This window comes from Pseudomonas syringae (assembly GCF_023278085.1).
Lineage (GTDB): Bacteria > Pseudomonadota > Gammaproteobacteria > Pseudomonadales > Pseudomonadaceae > Aquipseudomonas > Aquipseudomonas syringae_Q.
The window spans coordinates 5,337,633-5,352,826 of the sequence record NZ_CP066265.1 but is presented as its reverse complement, the minus strand read 5'-3'; the positions used below and the strand labels follow the sequence as shown (position 1 = coordinate 5,352,826).

The window sequence follows — 15,194 nt, the reverse complement described above, 5'->3', positions numbered from 1 at the left end:
ATGACCAAGAAGATCTTTGTAACCGACACCATCCTGCGTGACGCTCATCAATCGTTGCTGGCGACCCGCATGCGCACTGAAGACATGCTGCCGATCTGCGACAAGCTCGACAAGGTGGGCTACTGGTCGCTGGAAATGTGGGGCGGCGCGACCTTCGACGCGTGCGTGCGGTTTCTCAAGGAAGACCCTTGGGAACGTCTGCGCCAGCTGCGTGCGGCGTTGCCCAATACCCGTTTGCAGATGCTGCTGCGCGGTCAGAACCTGCTGGGCTATCGGCATTACAGCGACGATGTGGTCAAGGCGTTCGTGGCCAAGGCGGCGGTCAACGGCATCGACGTGTTCCGGATTTTCGATGCCATGAACGATGTGCGTAACCTGCGCGTTGCCATCGAAGCGGTGAAGGCGGCAGGCAAGCATGCGCAGGGCACCATCGCGTACACCACCAGCCCGGTTCACACCATTGAAGCGTTCGTTGCGCAGGCGCGGCAGATGGAGGCCATGGGTTGCGACTCGGTGGCGATCAAGGACATGGCCGGTCTGCTGACGCCGTATGCCACCGGCGAGCTGGTCAAGGCGCTGAAAGCCGAGCAGTCGTTGCCGGTGTTCATACACTCCCACGACACGGCGGGTCTGGCTGCGATGTGTCAGCTCAAGGCGATTGAAAGCGGCGCGGACCATATCGACACGGCGATTTCCAGCTTCGCCTGGGGTACCAGCCACCCGGGCACCGAGTCGATGGTTGCGGCGCTCAAGGGCAGTGAATTCGATACCGGTCTGGATCTGGAACTGTTGCAGGAAATCGGTCTGTATTTCTACGCGGTGCGTAAGAAATATCACCAGTTCGAAAGCGAATTTACTGCGGTTGACACCCGCGTGCAGGTCAATCAGGTGCCTGGCGGGATGATCTCCAACCTCGCCAACCAGCTCAAGGAACAGGGTGCGCTCAATCGCATGAGCGAAGTGCTGGCGGAAATCCCTCGCGTCCGCAAAGACCTCGGTTATCCACCGCTGGTGACGCCGACCTCGCAGATCGTCGGCACCCAGGCGTTCTTCAACGTGCTGGCGGGCGAGCGTTACAAGACCATCACCAACGAGGTGAAGCTTTATCTGCAGGGCGGCTATGGCAAGGCGCCGGGGCAGGTCGATGAAAAGCTGCGTCGTCAGGCGATTGGCAACGAGGAGCTGATTGATGTGCGTCCTGCCGACCTGCTGCGGCCGGAGATGACCAAGCTGCGTGCCGACATCGGTGCATTGGCCAGATCCGAAGAAGACGTGCTGACCTTCGCCATGTTCCCGGACATTGGCCGCAAGTTTCTTGAAGAGCGCGCCGCCGGTACGCTCACGCCGGAGGTGTTGCTGCCGATCCCTGAAGCCGGAAGCGTGGCCAGGGCGGGCGGCGAGGGTGTGCCGACCGAGTTTGTCATTGATGTGCACGGCGAGACCTACCGCGTAGACATCACCGGTGTGGGCGTCAAGGCCGAGGGCAAGCGCCATTTCTACCTGACCATCGATGGCATGCCGGAAGAAGTGGTGTTCGAACCGCTCAATGAGTTTGTCAGCGGCGGTGCCAGCAAACGCAAGCAGGCCAGCGCACCGGGCCACGTCAGCACCGCCATGCCGGGCAACATCGTCGATGTACTGGTCAAGGAAGGCGATGCGGTCAAGGCCGGTCAGGCCGTGCTGATCACCGAAGCGATGAAAATGGAAACCGAAGTCCAGGCATCCATTGCCGGGAAGGTCGTGGCCATTCATGTCGCCAAGGGCGACCGCGTCAATCCGGGCGAGATACTGGTCGAAATCGAAGGCTGACTGGACGCTTCAGATCATTCAACCGTTTACCTCAGGGAAGCACTCGTGGCTTCCCTTTTTTTATTCTGCAGGCGTGCAAGAATGCGGTTCTCGACGATCTGCGTCGCAAAGAGGACGCGGAGCGTCCGGAACGGCATGCCGACGCGGAGCGTCGCACGATAGTTGAGATAGTTGAGATTATCGTTCCCTACGCTCCAGCGTGGGAATGCAGTTCTCGACGCTCTGCGTCGCAAGGAGGACGCGGAGCGTCCGGAACGGCATGCCGACGCGGAGCGTCGCACGATAGTTGAGGTAGTTGAGGTAGTTGAGGTTATCGTTCCCTACGCTCCAGCGTGGGAAAGCAGTTCTCGACGCTCTGCGTCGCAAAGAGGACGCGGAGCGTCCGGAACGGCATGCCGACGCGGAGCGTCGCACGATAGTTGAGATTGCTGCTCCTCACGCTCCAGCGGTGTATGCGCCGGGTGAGACGCGAATCACTGGCGGAACGTTTCAAGCCCTTTGATCTGCTGCCCGTCCGCAAAGTTATCCACAGCCAGCCAGCGTTCAAACGCCTTTTGCAGCTCAGGCCATTCACTGTCGAGCATCGAATACCACGCCGTGTCTCGGCTATGGCCTTTGACCACCATGTGCTGGCGGAAGGTGCCTTCGTAGCTGAAACCGAATCGTTCGGCAGCGCGCTTCGAGCGGGCGTTGTTGGCGTTGCATTTCCACTCCAGGCGTCGATAACCCAGCGCAAAGGCTTCCCGGGCCAGCAGGTAAATGGCTTCCGTACCTTTAGGCGTGCGTTGCATGGCAGCGCTGAAGGTCACGTGGCCAATTTCTATCCGGCCATGGGCTGCAACGATCGACATCAGGCTGATGACGCCCTCGGCTTTATCACTCTGCTGATCGACGACCACGTAAAACCATGGATCGGAGGCCGCCTGATGCCCGGTCAGCCAGGCATCAAACGCGCTGCGCTCGCTAAAAGGGCCGTAAGGCAGGTAATCCCAGAGCTTCGGATCTGCGTTCGGTCCCTGAAGCACGGCCCACAAATCTTCGGCGTGACGGGCAGCATCAAGCTTTTCAAGGCGAATGAAGCGGCCTGTGAGGGTTCGGGTGGTGGGCAATGCGGCGGCTTGCCAGTCCAGCAAGGTGTCGGACATGAATCACTTCCTGTTTCAGAGCGCTTTACGAAATTGGATGAGGCCTGGTCGCTCGGCAATCCGCTCGTACAACTGGATCGCCGTAGCGTTGGTTTCATGCGTCAGCCAGTGCACCTTGTCGCAGCCATCGGCCCTGGCTGTGGCGTAGACAAACTCGATCAACTGCCTGCCAATGCCGGTTCCGCGCTGTTCGGGGGCGACGATCAGGTCTTGCAGGTAACAGGCATTGTGGATGCTCCAGTTGGAGCGATGATAGATGAAGTTCACCATGCCGACCGCCTTGCCATTCAGCCAGGCCAGCGCCGAGTGGGTCGGCTCGCCCGGGTCGAGAAAGCGTTGCCAGGTGACCTCGCTCACACCTTCGGGCAGCTCGGTTTTGTAGAAACCAAGGTAGGTCTGCCATAGCGGCAGCCAGGCTTGATAATCGTCGGCAGTGACAGGGCGGATGTCGGCATGGGTCATGAAGCTCTCCATTTAGCTCATCAAGCGAGCGATTCGCTGGTCGTTTGAATCCTCGCTGGCAGCGAGGCTATCGCGCACACCGGCGATGTCCTGAGCATCGCGGTTCTGGCTGAGTTTGCGTTTGCCTTGCAGGCGCTGCACGGGCAGGGCGAAGCCGACAATCGCGCCCAGCATTTTGGCGATGTAGTCCGCCGGTGCATCGTTGATGGACCACGGCTGCGCACGCCCGGCCTCGTGCTTGTCAGTCAGCTCGCCCACCAGCAGGTGCAATCGTTCAAGGTCAGCAAAGCACTCCGCCTTGCCGTAAGCATGCACGGTCAGGTAATTCCAGGTGGGCACGACTTTGCCATGCGCTGCCTTGCTCGGGTAGTAAGCGGGGCTCACGTAAGCGTCGTCGCCGGGAAAAATCACCATGGCTTCGGCGCCGGCCTCCAACTGCTGCACCTGCGGATTGGCCTTGGCCAAGTGGCCGTACAAGGTGCCAAACGCGCCCTGATCGCGGCGCAACAGCAATGGCAGGTGGCTTGCCTGCAAGCCGTTTTCACCGTGGGTGACCAGAATTGCCAGGCGTGTCTGATCGATGTGCTCGTGCAGGCGCGTAGTGTCGTTGTCCTTGAATGCGGAAGGCGTGTACATAACGATTGTCCTGGATGGGTGACGAAATCCTAAGCAGTCCATTGGTCTGTTGTAAGATCCATTTCTGACAGATTTCATAGGACCAATGTGATGTCCACTGACCTCTCTGCGTTTCCGTCCACGCTCACGGGTATTGAACTGGACGCGCGTCAAGGGCTGAGCAAACAGCTTTATCAGATTCTGCGGCAGCAGATTCTCGATGGACGTCTGGGCGGTGGGGTCCGGTTGCCGGCCAGTCGCGATCTGGCGTGTTCCTTGGCGATATCCCGTAACAGTGTGCTGCGGGCATATGATCAGTTGTACGCCGAAGGCTTCGTCGAGGGACGCATTGGCGATGGCACTTATGTCGTGCAGCTTTCCGAAACCGGCGCTGCGCCTCAATCCACACCTCGCAAAAAACTATCCACCAAGTTACCCACAGCTTTGCACACAGGGTTATGCACAGGTTTGTCCACAGCTACGGCAGAAATACCCTTAAATCCGGGCAGTAAAGTTATCCACAGTGCTGCGCTGCAACTCATCGAGCAGCACCATTTGCAGGCACCCCCGAGTGACGCTCCCAAGGCCTTTCGGGTGGGCGTTCCAGCCTTTGATCTCTTTCCCTTCGCCTTGTGGGGCAAGCTGTACGCGGCATTTTGGCGCAAGCCCGACCTTGGCCAGCTGGGCTACGGCTGTGCAGCGGGGGAGTGGCGCTTGCGCGAGTTGATCGCGGTCTACCTTCGCTCCTCACGAGGCCTGCACTGTACGGCTGAGCAAATTGTGATCACCAATGGCGCGCAGCATGCAATAAGCCTTTGTGCACAGTTGCTGTTGACGCCAGGAGAAGGTGTTGCGATCGAGAATCCCGGCTATCGTGCCGCCGGTCATGCGTTCGCGATGGCGGGTGGCCGATTGCGGGGGATTGCGGTGGACGATGAGGGGATGCGCTGTGTCGATCTGGAGCAGGCCGACTGCACACTCGCTTACGTCACACCTTCGCATCAGTACCCTACCGGGGCGGTGATGAGCCTGGCGCGGCGCCTGGAATTGCTGGCCTGGGCGAGAACGAATCAAGGCTGGATAATCGAAGACGATTACGACGGCGAGTACCGCTATAGCGGCTCGCCGCTGGCACCGCTGGCGGCACTCGATCAGGACGGTCGGGTGATTTACATCGGTACGTTCGGCAAGATTGCCTTCCCGGCATTGCGCCTCGGGTATCTGGTGCTCCCCGCAGGCCTGATTCAGCCGTTCAGCCAACGCAAGGCGGTCGATATCCGTCATACGGAAATCGGTGTGCAGGCGGTCATGGCGCAGTTCATCGCGCTGGGGCATTTTCAGCGACATATCAGGCGCATGCGGCGTGCAGCCCAGAGTCGACGCAACGCACTGTTCGCTGGCTGGCCTAAAGATATTGCGGGGTGTGCGGCCATGCCCAAGGGCGTCGCCGGGCTGCATCTGGTGGTCAGGGTCGACAGTCTGGCGCGTGAGCGAGTGCTGATCGAGCAGGCCAGAAGCGTCGGCGTCGAAATGAACGCCCTGAGTGACTACTGGTTGCCTGATTCCAGTGAGCCTGTGGATAACCGAGCCGGGCTGGTGCTGGGTTTTGCCGCCGTACCAGAGTCTGCGATTGCAGATGCGCTGAACAGGCTGCGCGAAGCCTGGTCGGAGTAGTCGCCTGGCGCGCGTATAATCGTCGTTTTTGCTACCTGTCTTCGAGATACCTATGAACAACTCTCTGTCTGTAACACCCGGACGCAAGTTCGGCGCGCCGCTGGCTGCGCTGTTTCTGCTGTTGATGGGCGCGCAGTTTCTGCTGCTCAGCGTCGGCACTCGTCAGGTGCTGTTGTGGATCGTCGGCGCGGCGCTGGGCGTGACGCTGTACCACGCCGCGTTCGGCTTCACATCCGCATGGCGCGTGTTCATCCGTGAACGGCGCGGCGCGGGTCTACGGGCGCAAATGGTTATGCTGGCGGTGGCGGTCGTGCTGTTCTTCCCGGCACTGGGAGCGGGCACGCTGTTTGGTCAGCCGGTTACCGGGCTGGTCGCACCGGTCGGCGTTTCGGTAGTCGTGGGTGCGTTTATTTTCGGCATCGGCATGCAACTGGGCGGTGGCTGTGCATCGGGTACGTTGTTCACCGCTGGTGGCGGTAACGCACGGATGCTGGTCACGCTGCTGTTCTTCATCCTCGGTTCACTGATCGCCACGCACCATGTGGACTGGTGGTTCGCCCTGCCTGCGTTTGCGCCTGTTTCAGTGGTCAAGACCTTCGGCGTGCTGCCTGCGCTGATCGTGAACCTGGTTGTGTTTGCCTTGATCGCGTGGGTTACCGTGACGCTGGAAAAGCGCCGTCATGGTCAGCTTGAAGCGCCGGTGACCACCGAGCATCGTGGCCTGCGCCGGGTGCTGCGCGGGCCGTGGGTTCTGGTCTGGGGCGCGGTGGCGCTGGCGGTGTTGAATTACGCAACGCTGGCGCTGGCTGGCCGCCCGTGGGGCATCACCTCGGCGTTTGCCTTGTGGGGCGCCAAGGCGGCAAGCGGTTTGGGAGTCGACGTCGGCAGTTGGGTGTTCTGGCAAAGCGCCGCGAATGCCAAAGCTTTGGCGGCGCCGGTGTGGCAAGACATCACCAGCGTGATGGACATCGGCATCATGCTCGGTGCCTTGCTGGCAGCCGGGCTGGCCGGGCGCTTTGCGCCAAGTCTGGATATCCCTACGCGTTCGCTGGTGGCGGCGGTGATCGGCGGTCTGCTGTTGGGCTACGGCTCGCGTCTGGCCTACGGCTGCAACATCGGCGCGTACTTCAGCGGGATCGCTTCCGGCAGTCTGCACGGCTGGCTGTGGCTGGTCGCTGCCTATGCCGGTAACGTGGTGGGTGTCAGGTTACGCCCCATATTCTTTACCGGTGAGCGCCCGCAAGTCGGGTTGACTGCCTGCTGAATACGTTGAAAACCCCGAGATAAAGCGGGCCGTTTGCGAACCATCTGCTGGATTGGCATTCAAAGCCCATGCAGTAGCGGTCCGAATGCGCGCTCGCTTATTTCTCGATGGGGTAGTCCTTTGCAGCAAACGATCATTTCTAAATTCCGCTTTCTCGGCAAGACGATTGGTTACGTGGGTTGGTCGCTCTTCTGGCTGCTGATCTGGGACGTGATCGTCACCGTCGATTTCATGCTGTTTCTTGATCGCAAGATCAACCTGCCATCATTACCCCTGACCCTGCTCGGTTCTGCGTTGGTGGTGCTGACCAGCTTTCGTAATTCCAGCGCCTACAACCGCTGGTGGGAAGCGCGGACGCTGTGGGGCGCGATGGTCAACAGTTCGCGCAGCTTTGCTCGTCAGGTCCTGACACTGGTCGAGGATGATGACGGTATCAACCCGGTCAAGGCGACTTTGTTGCGTCGTCACGTGGCCTACGTGAAATGTCTGTCTGCGCATTTGAAGGGTGATGAATGCGGCGACGATATTCAGAGGCTGATTCCTCGTGAGGAATTTGAGCGCCGCCACGATACCAACAATTTTCCTAACGACCTGCTCAATACGTCGGCTGCGCTGTTGGCCAAGGAATACCAGGCGGGACGTCTGGACAGCATCCGGCTTGCGCGTCTGGAGTCGACCATGGTGGACATCTCCAATTGCCAGGGCGGCATGGAACGGATCGCCAACACGCCTTTGCCTTATCCGTATGTAGCCTTCCCGAGGTTGTTCATCACGCTGTTCTGTCTGATCGTGCCGATCGGTCTGGTGGAAACGCTTGGCTGGTTCACGCCACTGGCCTCGACGGTGGTGGGCTTCATGCTGTTGGCTATCGAAAAGATCGGCACCGACCTGCAAAGCCCGTTTCGTGCCAGTGAGCATGTGATTCAGATGAATGCGTTGTGCCAAAACATCGAGCGCAATCTGGATTCGATGCTCAGGGGCGCACAGGAAGAAAGCAAGGCTTCGTAAGGAGGGTGAGGCGTTGCGCGTGTGCGGGACGCCTCGGATAAAGCAGAGAAATACCGCGGCTTAACGCAACTCGCCACACAGGTCCAGCTCGACCAGCCGCCGGACTTCTTCAGTCGTCAGACCGGCACCCAGCAGCGCATGCAATTTACCGAGCGCTGCTTCGCGGGTCATGCCACCACCGGACAGCACGCCTGCACTGCGCAGACGGCTTCCCGCTTCGTAGACATCCAGCTCGACGCCACCTTCATGGCATTGAGTGATCGCGACCACACAAATACCGCGCGCTCTGGCGTTTTCCAGGCTGGCGATAAATTGCGGGTCGTCACTCGGGCCGGTGCCGCTGCCGAAGCACTCCAGCACCAGCCCCTGAATACCGCTGTCGATCAGACCATCGAGCTGAGCCGCCCCGATACCTGGAAACAATGGCAATACAGCGACCTCTGCCAGGCTTTTAGGCTGACGGTAATTCAGCGCATCGGGCAGCGACACGGCCGCATGCCCCCCACGCGAACGTTGCAGTGGCGCAAATGGTTGGCGTCCGAAGCTGCGGATTTTCGCGCAGCGCACGGGCGTCATCAGTTGGCCGTGGAAATACAGCTGAACCCCTGACGCCAGACCGGAGCCCAGCGCGAGCAGCGCCCCGTTGACGTTTTCCCAGGCATCACTGTCTTGCACGCCAGCGGGCAACATCGAACCGGTGAACACCACCGGAGCGCTGAACCCCAGCAACTGGAAACACATGGCGGCAGCGCTATAGGCGAGGGTGTCGGTGCCATGCAGCACCAGCACCGCGTCGCAGCCATCGACATCCACCGCTTCGATCACGGCGTCACGCAGGCGCAGCCAGTAGGCAGGCGTCATGTTGGCGCTGTCGATCAATGGCGACATCTCGCGAAAGCGCCACTCGGGCACTACCAGTTCCGGATGCCCGGCCAGTTGCCCGGCCATGCGCGCCTCGAAACCCGAGGCAGGCGCCAGGCCGTTGGCACTGGCTTGCATGCCGATGGTGCCGCCGGTGTAAAGAACCATCACTCGTCGAGCGGTTTGATGTGAGTCCTGAGTCATGGCTCTTCTCCGGCGTTGCGTTGGTTATCGTGCTTCTGGCGCAGTCTTGGCTGCCATCTCGGCATCCTGTGTCGACTGGCGCTCCGGATTGGCAGGCCAGGCGTTGCGGTCCAGGTCCAGATCAGGGAACTGGCTGGAGTCGAACACGGGCGTCTTGATACCTGCCCTACGCTGCGCATCGTAGTCGTTCAGAATGCGCTTGACGACTTTGAACAGCATCGCCAGGGCGATCAGGTTGACGAACGCCAGCATGGTCATGGTGATGTCGGCGAACGCCAATACATCTTTCAGGTCGACGACAGCACCCCACATGATCAGCACCAGCACCGCGATACGGTAGATGATGATGGTCTTGATCTTCTCGCCAAACAGGAACCGCAGGCTGTTTTCGCCCAGGTAGTAGTTGTAGAGAATCGAGGTGAAGACGAACAGTGCCAAGGCGACGCTGATGAAGACCCGGCCCCAGTCACCGACCACAGCCGCCAGCGAGTTCTGCGCCAGCACGATACCGTTGCCGTCGTAACCGATGTCGTAGATACCGGACAGCAGGATCAGCAAGGCGGTGCAAGTGCAGATGACGAAGGTATCGAGGAACACGCTGAACGCCTGAACCACGCCTTGCGCGACCGGGTGTTCCACATGGGCCACGGCAGCCACGTTGGGCGCGCTGCCCAGACCGGCTTCGTTGGCGAAGACGCCACGCTTGACGCCCATCACGATGGCACTGCCGATCAGGCCGCCAAACACCGGATCAAGGCCGAAGGCGCTGCGCACGATGGTCATCAGCATGCCCGGCACGTGGTCGATCTGCAGCACGATGACGTAAATGGTGACCGCGATGTAGATCAGGGTCTTGACCGGCACCAGCAGGTCGGAAATCGCCGCGATGCGCTTGATGCCGCCGACAAAAGCCAGACCCAGCAACACCACCAGGCAGATGCCGGTGGTCTTGGTGTCGATGTTGAATGCGCTTTTCAGCGAGTCGGTCACGGCGTGGGACTGCAGGCCGTTGAAGGCGAAGCCGAACGTCACCAGCAGCAGGACGGCCATGACCATACCCAGCCAGCGTTTACCCAGACCGTGCTGGATGTAATACGCCGGACCGCCGCGGAACTGGCCTTCGGAGTCCTTGCGTTTGTAGAGCTGCGCAAGCGAGCACTCGATGAAGCTGCTGGACATGCCGACCAGTGCAGTGACCCACATCCAGAACACGGCACCCGGACCGCCGAGCGTCACGGCAATGCCGACGCCTGCGATGTTGCCTGCACCGACGCGGCCCGCAAGGCTGAGCATCAGGGCCTGGAATGAACTCAGCTGACCGGCGCTGCTGCGCAGACTGTCGCGAAAAACCGAGAACATGTGGAAAAAGTGTCGAAACTGAACGAAACGCGAGCGGATCGTGAAGTAACTGCCCAGGCCAACGATAAGTACGATCAGTACCTTACCGGAGAGAAAGTCGTTAATCATTTCCAGCATTTTTGTTATTCCTCGCTACTTTTGAGGGGGCGCACTATACCGGTGCAAAGTTTTTACGTCTGTAGTCGCTTTCTTGTACGGCTGATTCTTCATTCGCGACAATGAATGAATACTCCCTTGGATGGCTCCTCGGAAGTGGGCTGCCGCAGGCTCTGGGTCAAGCATCTGAGCCCTTTGCAGCGGGCAAAAAAAAGGGTCTGGAGAATCACTCCCAGACCCTCAAAAAATTGAGGGGTGTCTAGGCCCTCAATCTGGTGAGCGTGTTGCGCAGGTCATTCCCGGTCAGGCCTTCAAGGGGGCCAGACGTGGAGCGATCATGTTTTCCGGACGCAGGATGTCGTCGAGCATGGCGTCGTCGAGCAGACCTTCTTCGCGGACCAGTTCCAGTACGCCGCGGCCGGTTTCCAGCGCGATGCGGGCGATACGGGTGGAGTTTTCATAGCCGATATACGGGTTCAGTGCGGTGACCAGACCGATCGAATGCTCGACCAGTTCGCGGCAGCGCTGTTCGTTGGCAGTGATGCCGACGATGCAGTGCTCACGCAGCATGTCCATCGCGCGTTGCAGCAGGCGGATCGAGTCGAAAATCTTGTAGGCGATCAGCGGTTCCATCACGTTGAGCTGCAGCTGACCACCTTCGGCCGCCATGGTCAGTGACAGGTCGTTGCCGATGATTTCAAAGGCCACTTGATTGACGGCTTCCGGGATCACTGGGTTGACCTTGCCGGGCATGATCGAGCTGCCTGGCTGGCGCGCCGGCAGGTTGATTTCGTTGATGCCGGTGCGCGGGCCGCTGGACAGCAGGCGCAGGTCGTTGCAGATCTTCGACAGCTTGACTGCGGTGCGCTTGAGCATGCCCGAGAACAGCACGAACGCGCCCATGTCGGAGGTCGCTTCAATCAGGTCGGCGGCCGGAACCAGCGGCTGGCCGCTGATCAGTGCCAGACGGTCGACGGCAAGCTTCTGATAACCAGGGTCGGCGTTGATACCGGTGCCGATGGCAGTGCCGCCCAGGTTCACTTCGGTCAACAGCTCGGGTGCCAGGCTGCGCAGGCGATTGAGGTCTTCTGTCAGGGTCGTGGCGAAGGCGCGGAATTCCTGACCCAGGGTCATCGGAACAGCGTCCTGCAATTGGGTACGGCCCATTTTCAACACGTGGTTGAATTCTTCACCCTTGGCCGCGAAGGCCTGGATCAGGCTGGACAGGCTGGCGAGCAGGGCGTCATGGCCCAGCAGCAGTCCCAGACGAATGGCGGTCGGATAGGCGTCGTTGGTCGACTGCGCCATGTTTACGTCGTTGTTCGGGTGCAGGTGCTTGTAATCGCCTTTTTCGAAGCCCATGGCTTCCAGTGCGATGTTGGCGATGACTTCGTTGGCGTTCATGTTGGTCGACGTACCCGCGCCGCCCTGAATCATGTCGACCACGAACTGATCGTGGAAATCGCCGCGAATCAGTCGGGCACAGGCCTCGCTGATAGCCGCATGCTTGGCCTCATTGAGGTGACCGAGTTGGTGGTTTGCATCAGCGGCCGCCTGCTTGACCATGGCCAGGGCCACAACCAGTTTCGGGTAGTGCGAAAGAGGCACGCCGGACAGGTGAAAATTGTTCACCGCTCGCAGGGTTTGAATGCCGTAATACGCGTTGGCAGGTACTTCGAGAACACCAAGCAGGTCTTTTTCGATGCGCGATGATGCAGACGAGGACATGATAAAAAAGGTCTCAAAAGAGGCACGGACAATGCCGGAACGCCACGAATAGTGGTCTTGCCGGATAAAATTGACCAATGCTGTTAAACGCTGGCCTATGCAATAACGGCATAATGCGGGTGTGACCCGGATCGGGATCGGTTCGTAAAGAGAGCAGGTTGTCGCACCCGGTCTGCGCTTGTCTGCCGGTGAGCGGGGTCGGATCATGTATCTGCATAGCGTTGCCGGTCGTCCCAACGGGACCGTTTGAAACCGATGCCTTGCGAGGCTGCCATCCTTTGTCCGGGAGGACCTGATGAATCTGGAAAGCAAATGGCTGGAGGATTTCAGCGCCCTGGCTGCCACTCGCAGCTTTTCCCAGGCGGCCGAGCGCCGTTTCGTGACTCAACCGGCGTTCAGTCGGCGCATCCGCAGCCTGGAAGCGGCGTTGGGGCTGACCCTGGTCAATCGCTCGCGCACGCCGATTGAACTGACGGCGGCCGGGCAGTTGTTTCTGGTCACTGCGCGCACGGTGGTTGAGCAACTGGGTGAGGTGGTGCGCCATCTGCATCATCTGGAAGGCGGTCAGGGCGAAGTCATGCAGGTGGCTGCGGCGCATTCGCTGGCGCTCGGTTTCTTTCCGCGCTGGATTGCCCAGTTGCGCAACGAGGGGCTGAATATCGCGACCCGTCTGGTCGCCACCAACGTCGGCGACGCGGTGCATGCGCTGCGCGAGGGCGGTTGCGATCTGATGCTGGCGTTCTACGATCCTGATGCTGCGTTGCAGATGGATGCCGAGATTTTTCCTTCGCTGCACCTGGGGCACACCGAAATGTTGCCGGTCTGCGCTGCCGGTGCCGACGGTCAGCCGTTGTTCGATATGGAAGGCGAGGCCAGTGTGCCGTTGCTTGCCTACAGCGCAGGCGCCTTTCTCGGGCGTTCGGTGAATTTACTGCTGCGTCAGCGCAATCTGCGCTTCACCACGGTTTATGAAACAGCGATGGCCGACAGCCTGAAAAGCATGGCGCTCGAAGGATTGGGTATCGCCTGGGTGCCGCATCTGAGTGTGCGCGCCGAACTGGCGCGCGGAGAACTGGTGGTGTGTGGCGGGCCGCAATGGCACGTTCCGCTGGAGATTCGCCTGTACCGCTGCGCACTGGTGCGCAAGGCCAATGTGCGTCTGCTGTGGCGCAAGCTTGAGAGTGCTGCGCCACCGGAGTCATCTTAAAGCGGGCCGCCCGTCGCGAGTGGCCCGCGCTTCACTCAGGGGAACTCGCTCAGGTTTGCGGCGATTTTCTGCTTGTTTTTATCGCTGAAGAAGTAACAGTTGGCTCGTATGGATTTGCGTGTGTCGACCAGATTGGTTTCGCACCACCAGGCCTTTTGGTAGATGACCTCTGCCAGTTCGTGAGTGCCCCCGAGCATATGACCCAGCTCATGTGCAGGTGCTGTAAACGTTTCCAGCGATGCGATGCCAGTATATCCACCGAGCGTGGCAAAGCCGAGTGTGCTCGAATTCATCTTGTCCTGGGTGACCAGCAGGTACTTGGTCGTGCCGTTAAGCGGCAGGTTCTTTTCATTCAAATACTGATCGAGCTTGTTCTTCCAGGTGATGTAGGTCTGGTCCAGATTTTCGCCTTTGTACTGAGCATTGGTCACACCAGGAATGTTGCGTACGAACTGCAGATGGACGCGCCGATCCGTGAAGCTTTCCAGGTCCTTTATGAGCCAGGAAAAGTACTCTTCGGCAAGGCGTGCGTCGCCGGTTTCCTTTACATCGTCATGAATGAACAGAAAGAAAAACAGCGGGCGCTTCGAGGTGCCATCCGCCAGGGCGGCCTGACACAGCGTGAAGGTAGCGATTAACAGCAGTGATCTTGCGATTGTCTTGAACATGTTTTTACTCGTCCGTGAGTAGTGAATAGGGTTTATGGCCCGACACAGGTCATGCCTCTAATTGATAGCAATCGCGGCGCCGGAAGGCTTGGAATTGCGGGGTATCGCAACCGGGTGTGCGCGCCGAACGGGCGTGCAGCGAGCCGCTTTCTCAATTGACGGCAGGTGTGCCGTCAACGTAGTTACGTATCAGCGCCTTGTTGGCTTCGCTGAAGTAATAGCAAGGGATGATCGCGGTCGTGAAGTCTCCCCACATCGTCGTCTGACATGGGAAACCGGTTGCCGCTTCATGCGTGGCGCCAAACAAGTGGCCGACTTCGTGTGCTAGCGTGTGGTATCTCTTCAGCGACGCAATGGCGACGTTGTAGTTCGTTGCCGTAACCCCGTGTCTCATCAGGCTGATTTTATTGGATGTCAGGAACACGTACTTATGCCGTTTCGACGGGAGCGGCAGGTTTTTCGCGTCTGCATATTTTTCGCTGATGAGAGACAGGCTGGTTAACAGCTCGGTCTTTTCCAGCCCTCGATAGTCGAAATCGGTCGTGCCGGGTTCGTTGGTGATCAGGGTCACGGTGAGTCTGCGTCCGGTGATCTCAGTCAACTGCTTGACCAGCGGGCTCAAGTAACTCTCGTTCAGATCGTTGCGTTCCTGCTGGGTAAGCTGGTCATGCATGACCAGAAACAATCCCAGATTGGGTCCGCTTGCCGTTGCAAATGGAAGGTAAAAAAAGACCGCCAGAGACAGCCATGTTTTCAATGTGTTTTTCGCTAGTGCGTTTTTCATAGGTACGTTCTCATCCTTGAGCGTTATGTTCGGGTGGCGACTTCACGGTCGCAGCACCAGTCAAGCAGATACCGATCAGCGCTAACAGACGCACTTTGCGCTTCAAGTAGCAGGTTCAGTGCCTTTGTGGTGTAGGGCGTATCGGTTGAGTGGGAGGAATCCGGTCGCTGTCTCCGCGAGCTCTGATGGGCTCTCGCCGTCACCTGCATTGCTGGCGCAGGGATCGTGTCGCGCCGCTGACAGAAGGTGATCGCAGGTGCTTTAAACATGCAACTTTGCGGTATACTGCGCGGCCTTTGGCCGGCTAAGC

General features: G+C 59.4%; 13 protein-coding genes. 5 read left to right on the top strand and 8 right to left on the bottom strand.

Features of this window, described 5'->3' with window-relative positions; translation table 11 throughout:
* Positions 1-1,809: a sodium-extruding oxaloacetate decarboxylase subunit alpha gene (gene oadA, locus I9H07_RS23710; protein WP_058823661.1), complete on the top strand. Its 1,809-nt coding sequence runs from the start codon at positions 1-3 to the stop codon at positions 1,807-1,809.
* Between the two features lie 473 nt (positions 1,810-2,282).
* On the opposite strand, the gene I9H07_RS23705 is transcribed toward oadA, so the two are convergent.
* Genes I9H07_RS23705 through I9H07_RS23695 form a run of 3 tightly spaced genes read right to left on the bottom strand, consistent with a single transcriptional unit; the run spans position 2,283 to position 4,052 of the window.
* Positions 2,283-2,954, bottom strand: a complete 672-nt coding sequence (locus I9H07_RS23705) for a GNAT family N-acetyltransferase (protein WP_058823660.1) — start codon at positions 2,952-2,954, stop codon at positions 2,283-2,285.
* Between the two features lie 15 nt (positions 2,955-2,969).
* Positions 2,970-3,416 carry a GNAT family N-acetyltransferase gene (locus tag I9H07_RS23700; protein ID WP_236425676.1) on the bottom strand — a complete coding sequence of 149 codons (447 nt, stop codon included), beginning with the start codon at positions 3,414-3,416 and terminating at the stop codon, positions 2,970-2,972.
* A 12-nt stretch (positions 3,417-3,428) separates the two neighbouring features.
* Positions 3,429-4,052, bottom strand: coding sequence for an FMN-binding negative transcriptional regulator (locus I9H07_RS23695; protein ID WP_236425677.1), 624 nt, complete (start codon positions 4,050-4,052; stop codon positions 3,429-3,431).
* A 90-nt stretch (positions 4,053-4,142) separates the two neighbouring features.
* On the opposite strand from I9H07_RS23695, the gene I9H07_RS23690 reads away from it, so the two are divergent.
* The 3 genes from I9H07_RS23690 (at position 4,143) to I9H07_RS23680 (ending at position 7,977) form a co-directional block, all read left to right on the top strand.
* Positions 4,143-5,705, top strand: coding sequence for a PLP-dependent aminotransferase family protein (locus I9H07_RS23690; RefSeq protein ID WP_236425678.1), 1,563 nt, complete (start codon positions 4,143-4,145; stop codon positions 5,703-5,705).
* Between the two features lie 52 nt (positions 5,706-5,757).
* On the top strand, positions 5,758-6,969 hold the full coding sequence (locus I9H07_RS23685; RefSeq protein ID WP_024671924.1) for a YeeE/YedE family protein: 1,212 nt from the start codon (positions 5,758-5,760) through the stop codon (positions 6,967-6,969).
* 120 nt (positions 6,970-7,089) lie between these two features.
* Positions 7,090-7,977 (top strand): bestrophin family protein, encoded by an 888-nt coding sequence (locus I9H07_RS23680; RefSeq protein WP_058392092.1) that lies wholly within the window; start codon positions 7,090-7,092, stop codon positions 7,975-7,977.
* A gap of 60 nt (positions 7,978-8,037) precedes the next feature.
* Here I9H07_RS23680 and I9H07_RS23675 read toward each other — a convergent pair whose 3' ends face one another.
* The 3 genes from I9H07_RS23675 to aspA form a co-directional block, all read right to left on the bottom strand.
* Positions 8,038-9,042 carry an asparaginase gene (locus I9H07_RS23675; RefSeq protein WP_024671922.1) on the bottom strand — a complete coding sequence of 335 codons (1,005 nt, stop codon included), beginning with the start codon at positions 9,040-9,042 and terminating at the stop codon, positions 8,038-8,040.
* A 24-nt stretch (positions 9,043-9,066) separates the two neighbouring features.
* Entirely contained in the window at positions 9,067-10,518 is a 1,452-nt protein-coding gene (locus I9H07_RS23670) for an alanine/glycine:cation symporter family protein (protein ID WP_024671921.1), read from the bottom strand.
* Between the two features lie 282 nt (positions 10,519-10,800).
* Positions 10,801-12,225, bottom strand: coding sequence for an aspartate ammonia-lyase (gene aspA / locus I9H07_RS23665; protein ID WP_024671920.1), 1,425 nt, complete (start codon positions 12,223-12,225; stop codon positions 10,801-10,803).
* A 295-nt stretch (positions 12,226-12,520) separates the two neighbouring features.
* Between aspA and I9H07_RS23660 the strand changes: the two genes are divergently transcribed.
* A complete protein-coding gene (locus I9H07_RS23660) occupies positions 12,521-13,432 on the top strand; it encodes a LysR substrate-binding domain-containing protein (RefSeq protein WP_024671919.1) in 912 nt (303 codons plus the stop codon).
* Between the two features lie 35 nt (positions 13,433-13,467).
* On the opposite strand, the gene I9H07_RS23655 is transcribed toward I9H07_RS23660, so the two are convergent.
* Both I9H07_RS23655 and I9H07_RS23650 read right to left on the bottom strand, forming a co-directional pair.
* Positions 13,468-14,100: a hypothetical protein gene (locus I9H07_RS23655; RefSeq protein WP_024671918.1), complete on the bottom strand. Its 633-nt coding sequence runs from the start codon at positions 14,098-14,100 to the stop codon at positions 13,468-13,470.
* Positions 14,101-14,251: 151 nt separating this feature from the next.
* The gene (locus I9H07_RS23650) at positions 14,252-14,884 is read right to left on the bottom strand and encodes a reprolysin-like metallopeptidase (protein ID WP_024671917.1); all 633 of its coding nucleotides are present in this window, start codon (positions 14,882-14,884) and stop codon (positions 14,252-14,254) included.
* Positions 14,885-15,194 lie beyond the last annotated feature (310 nt).